Here is an 8379-nt window from a genome sequence, read left to right as displayed (position 1 = left end):
CGCTGTCAGGACGTACTCACGGAAGGAGCCCGAGGCGGCGTGCTCGCACGACCGCCTCGTGGCGATTGTGCGCGCCGAGTTTGGTCATGGCGCTGGTCCGGCCTGCCGAAACGGGACCCCGCCGGCCCGGCCACTCCTGCCGTCGACTCCTTCAACGGCTTCGCCGCCACCCCGAGTCCGGCCGCCACCCCCGCTCCCGGCGCTTTCCCGCCCCCGGACCGGCACGGTCAGCCCGCTTCCGGGGCACCCGCGGCGGGTCCGGCACCGAGTGCGCCCGGTACACCGGGTGCGGCCGGTTTCGGTGCGGCACAGCCCGTTTCCGGCGGCGACGCGCCCACTCCTTCCGGCGGTGCGCAGTCGTCCGCGGCAGGCGAGCAATCGTCCGCGGCCGCCTGGGGCTACCCGCCCGCCGGGTCGGCACCGGCCTTCGGGGGTCCGGGTGGGACAGCGTATGGCGTTGCGGGGCAACCGGGTTCGGGCACGGTCGATCCGGCCACCCAGGTGCTGCCCGGCGCGGGCTCCGGCGCGCCGCAGGGCGGTCCCGCCTACGGCGCGGCTTTCGGTGGGGCGCAACCTTATTCGCAGCAGTACGGCGGCGGTAACCCGGCCACCGGGGAGATTCCGGCCGCGGGTCACGGGCAGGCGTACGCGGCGTCGGGGGCCGGGTACGCGGCCGGACAGCAGCCGATACCCGCGGCGGGACAGCAGCCACCCGCCGGAGTGGGGCAGTCGCCCTACGGCACGGGACAGCAGCCCGCGTACGCGACCGGCCAGCAGCCGGCGTATTCGACGGGGCAGTTTCCGGCGTACGCGGCGGGACAGCATCCGACGCAGGTGATTCCGGCCGTGCCCGGTGGCCCGGGCGGGCCGGGGGTGCCGGGTGAGCCGGGCCTGGCCTACGGCGGTGCGCCGGGGCCGAAGCGGTCCGGCCGCACCGGTCTGGTGGCGGGCGCGGTGGTGCTGGCGCTGCTCAGCGGCGGCATCGGTGGCGCGGTGGGCGCGCTGGCCACGCACGGCAGCGATCACGGCACGGTGAGCAATGCGCTCGATCAGCCCGCGGGCAATGGCAAGGCCGCGCCCGCGCCGGAGGGTTCGGTGCAGGCGGTGGCGCAGAAGGTGCTGCCGAGCGTGGTCATGATCCGGGTCGCGGGCGCGCGGGCCGAGGGCGAGGGGTCCGGGGTGATCCTGTCCTCGGACGGCCTGATCCTCACCAACAATCACGTGGTCAGCGGCGCCGGGCCGAACGCCAAGATGGATGTGGCGTTCAATGACGGCTCGACCGCTCCCGCCACCATCGTGGGCGCGGATCCGGTCTCGGACATCGCGGTCATCCGGGTGACCGGCAAGTCGGATCTGAAGCCGATCGAGCTGGGTCAGTCGGGCAATCTGCAGGTGGGTCAGGGCGTGGTGGCGATCGGTTCGCCGCTGGGCCTGGCGGGCACGGTGACCAGCGGTATCGTCTCCTCGCTGAACCGCCCGGTCTCCACCAGCGGCGAGCCGGGCTCGCAGGGCACGGTCATCGACGCCATCCAGACCGACGCGGCCATCAACCCGGGCAATTCCGGCGGCGCGCTGGTCGATATGAGCGGCAAGCTGGTCGGCATCAACACCGCCATCGCCACCATGGGCACCGCCGAGTCGGCGGGCGCGCAGAGCGGCTCGATCGGTCTGGGCTTCGCGATCCCGGTGGACACCGCGCGCCGCGTCGCCGACGAGCTGATCAAGAACGGCAAGGCCACCTACGCCCAGATCGGTGTGACCGTGCGGGCACAGGACGATGTGAACGGCGCGCGCGTGATGGACGTGTCGCCCGACGGCCCGGCCGCCAAGGCGGGCATCCCGAAGAACGCGATCATCACCAAGATCGACGACCAGATCGTGGACTCGGGCAATTCGCTGATCGCCGGGGTGCGTTCGCACCGGCCCGGCGACAAGGTCAAGGTGACCTACACCGACGACCAGGGCAAGAATCCCAAGACCGTCGAGGTCACCCTCGGCGAGGCAGCCGCGGAGGGCGGACGATGAGCAACCGTGTCAATGGCAGGGAACCGGTACCGGCGATCCGTGTCACCTCCGACGGGGGATGGGAGCTGTTGTCGGACAAGGGCGCTACGGTGAGCACCATGGAAATCGATGCCGCTGTGGCGGGCCGTGCTCTTGTCGTGGTCGTCGACGATCGAACCGCCCATGGCGGAGTGGACTCGCTGGGTCCGCTGGTCACCGAGCTACTCACCGAGGCCGGGTTCCTGGTGGACGCCTCGGTGTCGGTGTCGGCCGATGAGGTGGAGATCCGCAATGCCCTCAATACCGCGGTGATCGGCGGTGTCGACCTGGTCATCTCGGTCGGCGGCACCGGCATGTCCCCGCGCGATGTGACGCCGGAGGCCACCGAGGAGGTGCTGGACCGGGTGCTGCCCGGGATCAGCGAGGCGCTGCGGTCCTCGGGCCTGGCCTCGGGTTCGCTGGACGCGGGCCTGTCGCGCGGACTGGCCGGGGTGTCGGGCAGCACGCTGGTGGTGAACCTGCCGGGTTCGCGCGCCGCGGTCCGGGACGGCATGGCGACCCTGGGCCCGCTGGCGAGCAAAGTCATCGATGAATTGTCCGGTCTGTCGGAATGACCGACACCGGCGCATCCGATTCACCCGAGTCACCCCGTCCGGCCGAGCGCCGGGCGGGGTCTCGTCGTCTCACCCCCGCCGAACGCGCCCGGCTCGCGCGCATCTTCGGCGACGAACTGCCGTCCACCACCTCGGACGAGCGCTCTCCCGAGCCGGATTCCGTTCGGTCCTCCGATGATTGGCTGCGCGCGCAGAAGCCGCCCCATCACGGTTGAGATTCCCTTTCATCACGGCTGCTGAGAATTTGCCCCCTCTCGGACGCCGTGTTTTGGCGCGCCCTATATCTGATTGTTGCCAATCGGTAGCTGTTGTGTCTAAAGTCTCTTCGGGGTCAACAAAGCTACGGCTGTAAAGAAAATGAGCAGCGCGCTTGATAGTTGCTCTTGCCGAGTTCTGTGCCGTAGTGGCCCTCTTCAGCCCCGGTGGTCGGGGTTGTCCGCAAAAAAACTGATGAGGGAACAATGAGCGAGAACCGGACTGCCGGTTTGCGTCGGGCCGCGCGTGTCGCGGGTATCGGCGCAGCCGCCTCCGTGGCTTTCGGCCTGCTGTCGACCGGCGCCGCCAACGCCGACACCTTCGTACCGTTGCCGGACGGTCAGAAGGTCGGACCGGGCGTGACCATCAACCGTCTCGGCGAGCACGCCGTCATCTCGCCGTCGCTGTCGGCGAACGGCGCGGGCCGCACCGCCTGGCTCTCGGGCAAGGTCGTCGCCGACGTCACCGAGACCCCCGCGGGCACGGTCGGCCCGAACAACGGCCCCACCAACGGCCCGGGCACCAACAACTCCTCCACGCACGGCGCGTCGCAGGTCAACACCGGCTACATCATCGGCTGCCAGGTGAACATCGCCGACAACGCCATCTCCGCGGGTATCTCCGGCGGCGTGAGCCTGACCGGCGCGAACGCCGGCGGCTCCATCGGCCTGAACCTCGGCCCCGGCCAGGTGACCTTCCTCCAGATCAACTCCAAGGACATCCTCGACGCGGGTCGCTACTCGATCGACTACAAGGATGTGCCGGTCGACGTGCAGGGCTGCGCGGGCTACGCCCAGGCGCGCGCCTACACCGTGGTCGAGATCATCGGTGACCACTACTCGAAGACCACCCTCTACGGGCAGCCGTTCAGCCTCGGCTGACGTGTGGTCAGACACCCGATTCATCTCTCGCGCAAGCGAATTCGACCCTAGAGGGAAACCATCATGAACGTTCGCAAGACCATGGCGCGGGCCGCCGGGATCGGCGCCGTCGCCACCGCCGCCCTGGGCCTGTTCTCCACGGGTGCGGCCAACGCCGACACCTTCGTGCCGCTGCCGGGCGGCTCCATCACCGAGACCATGGACGACGGCACCATCGTGACCATCTCCATGACCGGCGAGTCGGCCAACATCAACCCGTCGCTGGGCGCGACCCCGTTGCACCGCAACGCCTGGGTCTCGGGCAGCGCGCGGGTCGAGCTGTCGGGCACCAATGGCAATGTCGGCGGCAAGATCGTCCCCGGCTATGTCGTCGGCTGCCAGGTCAACATCTCCGGCGGCGGCGCCAACGGCGGCCCGAGCGTGGGCGTCAACTACGACGGCTCGAGCCCGTCGGCCGGCGCCAATGTCGGCGGCAACCTGACCCTGGGCCCCGGCCAGTCGCAGGCGTTCTACATCCTGGATCAGGAAGCGCCCGACGATTACGGCAGCGAGGCGCACTACAAGCGCAACAAGTTCTCGGGTAACTCCGGTTCGGTGACGTGGTCGGACGAGACCATCAACCTGAACGGCTGCGGCGGCTACGCGCAGGCGCGCTCGTTCATCGCGGTTCAGGTCGAGACCGACCACGTGATCACCGCGTACACGCTGTGGGGTCAGCCCTTCAGTCTCGGCTGATCAGTTTCCGCTCAGCGGAATGCCAAGGGGCCCGGTGCGATTAGCACCGGGCCCCTTTTGCTATCCGCGACTTTCTCTGCATACCTGCGGGTTTGTGTCACCGAGTCACCGATCCTGTTCGCTCACGTCTCAGAGCTCACAGCTGTGATGTAAAGTGCCCTGCGTCGCTACGAGAAAAGAATTTGTAACGAGTAACACAGTGGCAACAATGTGGCGACAAACTCAACCGGGGATTCGCAAGGGTCCCATTTCAACCTCGGTGGTCGAGGTTGATCGCAAGAACCTGATGAGGGGAAGTATGAGCGAGAACCGCACCCACGGTGTGCGTACCGCGGCCCGTTTTGCGGGCATCGGCGCGGCCGCGGCCGTGGCCATCGGCCTTTTTTCCACTGGTGCCGCTAACGCTGACACCTTCGTGCCGTTGCCGGACGGCCAGAAGGTGAACCCGGCGGGCACCGTCACCATTACCCGGACGGGTGAGCACGCCATCGTGTCGCCGTCGCTCTCTGCCAACGGTGCCGGCCGTGTGGTGTGGGTGAGCGGCGCGGCTTCCGCGGTGGTCACCGAAACGCCGGAAGGCACCGCCGGTCCGAACAACGGCCCGTCCGGCATCCCCGGCTCGAATGCCTCGTCGACGCACGGCGCCTCGCAGATCAACACCGGCTACATCGTCGGCTGCCAGATCTCCATCGGTGAGGACGCGATCTCCGCGGGCATCTCCGGCAGCATCAACCTCGACAGCGCGAGTGTCGGTGGCTCGATCGGCGTCAACCTCGGCCCCGGCCAGGTGGCCTTCGTGCAGATCGACTACAAGGACATCACCAAGGCGGGCACCTACTCGGTCGAGTACCGCGACGCCGAGATCCAGATCCAGGGCTGCGCGGGCTACGCCCAGGCGCGTGCGTACACGGTCGTCGAGGTCATCGGCGATCACTACTCCAAGACCACCCTCTACGGCCAGCCGTTCAGCATCGGCTAGTGGTCTCTGCCCGCCAAATCCTTTCTCGCGCAAGCGAACAAAATCTGAGGGACAACCAGATATGAACATCCGTAAGACTATGGCGCGGGTGGCCGGTGTCGGTGCTGTCACCACCGCGGCCCTTGGCCTGTTCTCCACCGGTGCGGCTGCGGCCGACACCTTCGTACCGCTGCCGGGCGGCGAAATCACCCAGACCCTGTCCGACGGCACCGTGGTGACGGTGAAGCTGGTCGGCGAGTCCGCCAACATCAGCCCGTCCATGGGCGCCACCCCGGTGCACCGCAACGCCTGGGTCTCGGCCTCGGCGCAGGTCTCCATCGCCGGTGACACCACCGCCACCGGCGGCAAGATCTTCCCCGGTTACGTGGTCGGCTGCCAGGTCACCATCGACGGCGGCGGCGTCAGCGGCGGCGCGACCGGCGGTGCGAGCTGGGACAGCAGCGGTAACGCCACCCCGACCGGCGGCGTCAACTCCGGCGCCAACCTGACCCTGGGTCCGGGCCAGGCCAAGTCGTTCTACGTGCTCGACCTCGAGCAGCCGGACGACTACGGCAAGGAATCGCACAAGGTCCGTAACAAGTTCAACGGCAACAGCGGTTCGGTCACCTGGTCCGACGAGACCATCGGCCTGAACGGCTGCGGCGGTTACGCCCAGGCGCGCGCCTTCGTGAGCGTCGAGGTCGAGACCGACAACGTGATCAGCTGGATCACCCTGTGGGGCCAGCCCTTCAGCCTCGGCTGATCCACACCCCGGTGTAAGACGAACGGGCCCGGCGCTTTTCGCGCCGGGCCCGTTCTGCCTTGCCGGACACCGAAGTTCGTGCCCAGCGGCGAGAGCTGGTGCCGCGGGTCAGAGCTCGTGCCGCCCGCCCGCCGTGCGCTCCGCGAGCAGATCCCGGATCTCGCGCAGCAGTTCGTTGTCGGTGAGCGCGTCGTCCTCCTTGGTGCCCCACAGCTGCTTGGCCTTCTTGGCCGGGACCACCAGGATGAAGTAGAGCAGGGCCGCGATGATGACGAAATCGATGGCCGCGGTGATGATGGGCCCGATCGCGATGAAGGTGGCGGGTTTGTCGGCCACCAGCTGGAAGCCCAGGCCGAGCTGATTGGTGCCGCCGAACACGGCCAGCAGCGGTGTCACGATGCCGTCGGTGAAGGCGGTGACGACCGCGACGAAGGCGGTGCCCATGACGACGGCCACCGCCAGGTCGATGACATTGCCGCGCATCAGAAATTCTTTGAAACCCTTGAGCATTGCCGAAACTCCTCTACCGGAGGGATCGAACGCAGAGTTATGGGGATGTGAGGCGATGCTAGTTCACCGACGCGCCGGTTCAGTGGAACACGACCGTGAGCGCCGTCCGCAGCGAGGCGGCGGCCACCGCCGTGGCGCGCCGGGAATCCAGGGCGACCAGCACCACCCGGTCGGTGCGCCCGCGGGCGCCGTCGGACGGCGGCACCAGTACCACGGTCGCGTCGGCGGCCAATAGTCGTGCGGGACGGCCGGTCCCGCCGGTGTCCTCGCCCGCCACCAGATCGACCCGGTCGCCGCTGCGCAGGATCTCGGCAACGGCGGTGTCCGCCAAGCGAATCGGCACGATGCGGGCATCGGGTGAGCCCGCGGCCACGGCGGCCAATCGGGGGCCCAGCACCCGTACCTCGGTGATGATCTCCCCGGTCGTCAGCGCGGCGGCGAGGGTGGCGCCGCGCACGCGGGCGGTGTCGCGCACGGCTCCGGCGGGCAGGGTCGCGGTCTCCCGGTCGGCGACGCGCAGATCGCTGTCGCCGAGCATCTGCCCGGGCGGCAGGTCCCGCGCGGCGACCAGGACCGGTGTCCGGGCTGTGGATGGATCCGGGCGGACGGCCAGGAAGGCCGCCACGATGAGCAGCGCGACCGCCCCGGCCCGCCGCAGTAGTACCGAGTCCGCCCAGATCAGGCGGCTACGGAACTGCTGGAGGAGGGCTCGATACGGTCGCGTCACGGGGCCAGCGTACGGTCGCCCCGACACCGGCACGCCCGGGCCGAACCCGGGCTGTGGATAACGAAGAGCCTGTGGAGAAAAGCTCGGATCAGGCCGCGGAGGTGCTGGAACCGCTGGACGACGAGGTCGAGGTGCTCGACGTGGTCGTGCTCGACGCGGTGGAGCCGGAGCCGCCGTTGTCCGACGAAGAGGACGACGGCTTGGCCGGTTCGGACGAGGTGGAGCCGTTGCGGCTGTCGGTGCGGTAGAAGCCGCTGCCCTTGAAGACGATGCCGACGGAGTTGAACAGCTTGCGCAGCTTGCCGTTGCAGCGATCGCAGGTGGTCAGTGCGTCTTCGGAGAAGGACTGCACGATGTCGAACTTGTTGTCGCACTCGGTGCATGCATACGAGTAAGTAGGCATCGGGAAACCTCCACGCTCTTCGTCGAATTAGCACTCTACAGCTGGCAGTGCCAACGCTGCCAATCGGGTGTCAATTCCCGGCTGGATCCTCGAGGCGGTGCAGCCCGCCGAACGGGGTCAACGCCCACCCCATTCGATGGTCGTGCGGCTCCTCCGGCAAACGGTCCACGAGTTCGTCGTCGCGCACCACGGCGATCAAACGCGCGTCGGCGCGCGCGGCGTTCAGACTTCGATCGTAATAACCGGCCCCGCGTCCCAATCGGACCCCGCGCCGATCCACCGCCAGCGCCGGAACCAGAATCGTCGAGGCCGCCGAGATTCCGTCCGTGACCGGGTCGCCGTCCGGTTCGCGCAGCCCGAACCGGCCGCGTCGCAGCCCGCCGGGCCCGGTGTATTCGGCCCAGGTGAGCGGTCCGGGTTCGCCGGTGACCGGCAGCAGCACCCGGGCTCCGGCGGCCCGCAGCGCGTCGAGCAGGGCCAGTGAGCCGGGCTCGGCGCCCACGGGCACGTAGGCGCAGACCCAGCCGCC

11 protein-coding genes are annotated in these 8379 nt (G+C 68.9%); 7 read left to right on the top strand and 4 right to left on the bottom strand.

Features of this window, described 5'->3' with window-relative positions; translation table 11 throughout:
- Window positions 1-618: 618 nt before the first annotated feature.
- The 7 genes from ACWELJ_RS32075 to ACWELJ_RS32045 all read left to right on the top strand — a co-directional run bounded on the left by ACWELJ_RS32075 (window position 619) and on the right by ACWELJ_RS32045 (window position 6210).
- Window positions 619-2025 (top strand): S1C family serine protease, encoded by a 1407-nt coding sequence (locus ACWELJ_RS32075; protein WP_452369830.1) that lies wholly within the window; start codon window positions 619-621, stop codon window positions 2023-2025.
- A 98-nt stretch (window positions 2026-2123) separates the two neighbouring features.
- Window positions 2124-2618 carry a MogA/MoaB family molybdenum cofactor biosynthesis protein gene (locus ACWELJ_RS32070; protein WP_452369829.1) on the top strand — a complete coding sequence of 165 codons (495 nt, stop codon included), beginning with the start codon at window positions 2124-2126 and terminating at the stop codon, window positions 2616-2618.
- Window positions 2615-2833, top strand: coding sequence for a hypothetical protein (locus ACWELJ_RS32065; protein ID WP_452369828.1), 219 nt, complete (start codon window positions 2615-2617; stop codon window positions 2831-2833). The genes ACWELJ_RS32070 and ACWELJ_RS32065 overlap by 4 nt, the downstream gene beginning before the upstream one ends.
- Window positions 2834-3079: 246 nt before the next feature.
- Window positions 3080-3754, top strand: coding sequence for an MspA family porin (locus ACWELJ_RS32060; RefSeq protein ID WP_452369827.1), 675 nt, complete (start codon window positions 3080-3082; stop codon window positions 3752-3754).
- Window positions 3755-3817: 63 nt separating this feature from the next.
- On the top strand, window positions 3818-4489 hold the full coding sequence (locus ACWELJ_RS32055; protein ID WP_452369826.1) for an MspA family porin: 672 nt from the start codon (window positions 3818-3820) through the stop codon (window positions 4487-4489).
- 298 nt (window positions 4490-4787) lie between these two features.
- The gene (locus tag ACWELJ_RS32050; protein ID WP_452369825.1) at window positions 4788-5468 is read left to right on the top strand and encodes an MspA family porin; all 681 of its coding nucleotides are present in this window, start codon (window positions 4788-4790) and stop codon (window positions 5466-5468) included.
- 61 nt (window positions 5469-5529) lie between these two features.
- On the top strand, window positions 5530-6210 hold the full coding sequence (locus tag ACWELJ_RS32045) for an MspA family porin (protein WP_452369824.1): 681 nt from the start codon (window positions 5530-5532) through the stop codon (window positions 6208-6210).
- A 108-nt stretch (window positions 6211-6318) separates the two neighbouring features.
- Here the strand turns inward: ACWELJ_RS32045 and mscL are convergent, their stop codons facing one another.
- The 4 genes from mscL to ACWELJ_RS32025 form a co-directional block, all read right to left on the bottom strand.
- Window positions 6319-6720, bottom strand: a complete 402-nt coding sequence (gene mscL, locus ACWELJ_RS32040; protein ID WP_452369823.1) for a large conductance mechanosensitive channel protein MscL — start codon at window positions 6718-6720, stop codon at window positions 6319-6321.
- Between the two features lie 79 nt (window positions 6721-6799).
- On the bottom strand, window positions 6800-7447 hold the full coding sequence (locus ACWELJ_RS32035) for an SAF domain-containing protein (RefSeq protein ID WP_452369822.1): 648 nt from the start codon (window positions 7445-7447) through the stop codon (window positions 6800-6802).
- Window positions 7448-7535: 88 nt separating this feature from the next.
- On the bottom strand, window positions 7536-7850 hold the full coding sequence (locus ACWELJ_RS32030; protein ID WP_452369821.1) for an FmdB family zinc ribbon protein: 315 nt from the start codon (window positions 7848-7850) through the stop codon (window positions 7536-7538).
- A gap of 70 nt (window positions 7851-7920) precedes the next feature.
- The coding region (locus tag ACWELJ_RS32025) for a 5-formyltetrahydrofolate cyclo-ligase (RefSeq protein WP_452369820.1) at window positions 7921-8379 on the bottom strand (459 nt) is incomplete at its 5' end.

The sequence above is a fragment of the Nocardia sp. NPDC004582 genome (assembly GCF_053602115.1).
The sequence above is the reverse complement of the archived record's forward strand: the minus strand, read 5'-3'. Positions and strand labels throughout refer to the sequence as shown.

Coding starts and splice junctions, on each gene's coding strand:
- mscL (WP_452369823.1), bottom strand. CDS start 6,720: ATGCTCAAGGGTTTCAAAGAATTTCTGATGCGCGGCAATGTCATCGAC.
- ACWELJ_RS32070 (WP_452369829.1), top strand. CDS start 2,124: ATGGAAATCGATGCCGCTGTGGCGGGCCGTGCTCTTGTCGTGGTCGTC.
- ACWELJ_RS32065 (WP_452369828.1), top strand. CDS start 2,615: ATGACCGACACCGGCGCATCCGATTCACCCGAGTCACCCCGTCCGGCC.
- ACWELJ_RS32055 (WP_452369826.1), top strand. CDS start 3,818: ATGAACGTTCGCAAGACCATGGCGCGGGCCGCCGGGATCGGCGCCGTC.
- ACWELJ_RS32045 (WP_452369824.1), top strand. CDS start 5,530: ATGAACATCCGTAAGACTATGGCGCGGGTGGCCGGTGTCGGTGCTGTC.
- ACWELJ_RS32050 (WP_452369825.1), top strand. CDS start 4,788: ATGAGCGAGAACCGCACCCACGGTGTGCGTACCGCGGCCCGTTTTGCG.
- ACWELJ_RS32030 (WP_452369821.1), bottom strand. CDS start 7,850: ATGCCTACTTACTCGTATGCATGCACCGAGTGCGACAACAAGTTCGAC.
- ACWELJ_RS32060 (WP_452369827.1), top strand. CDS start 3,080: ATGAGCGAGAACCGGACTGCCGGTTTGCGTCGGGCCGCGCGTGTCGCG.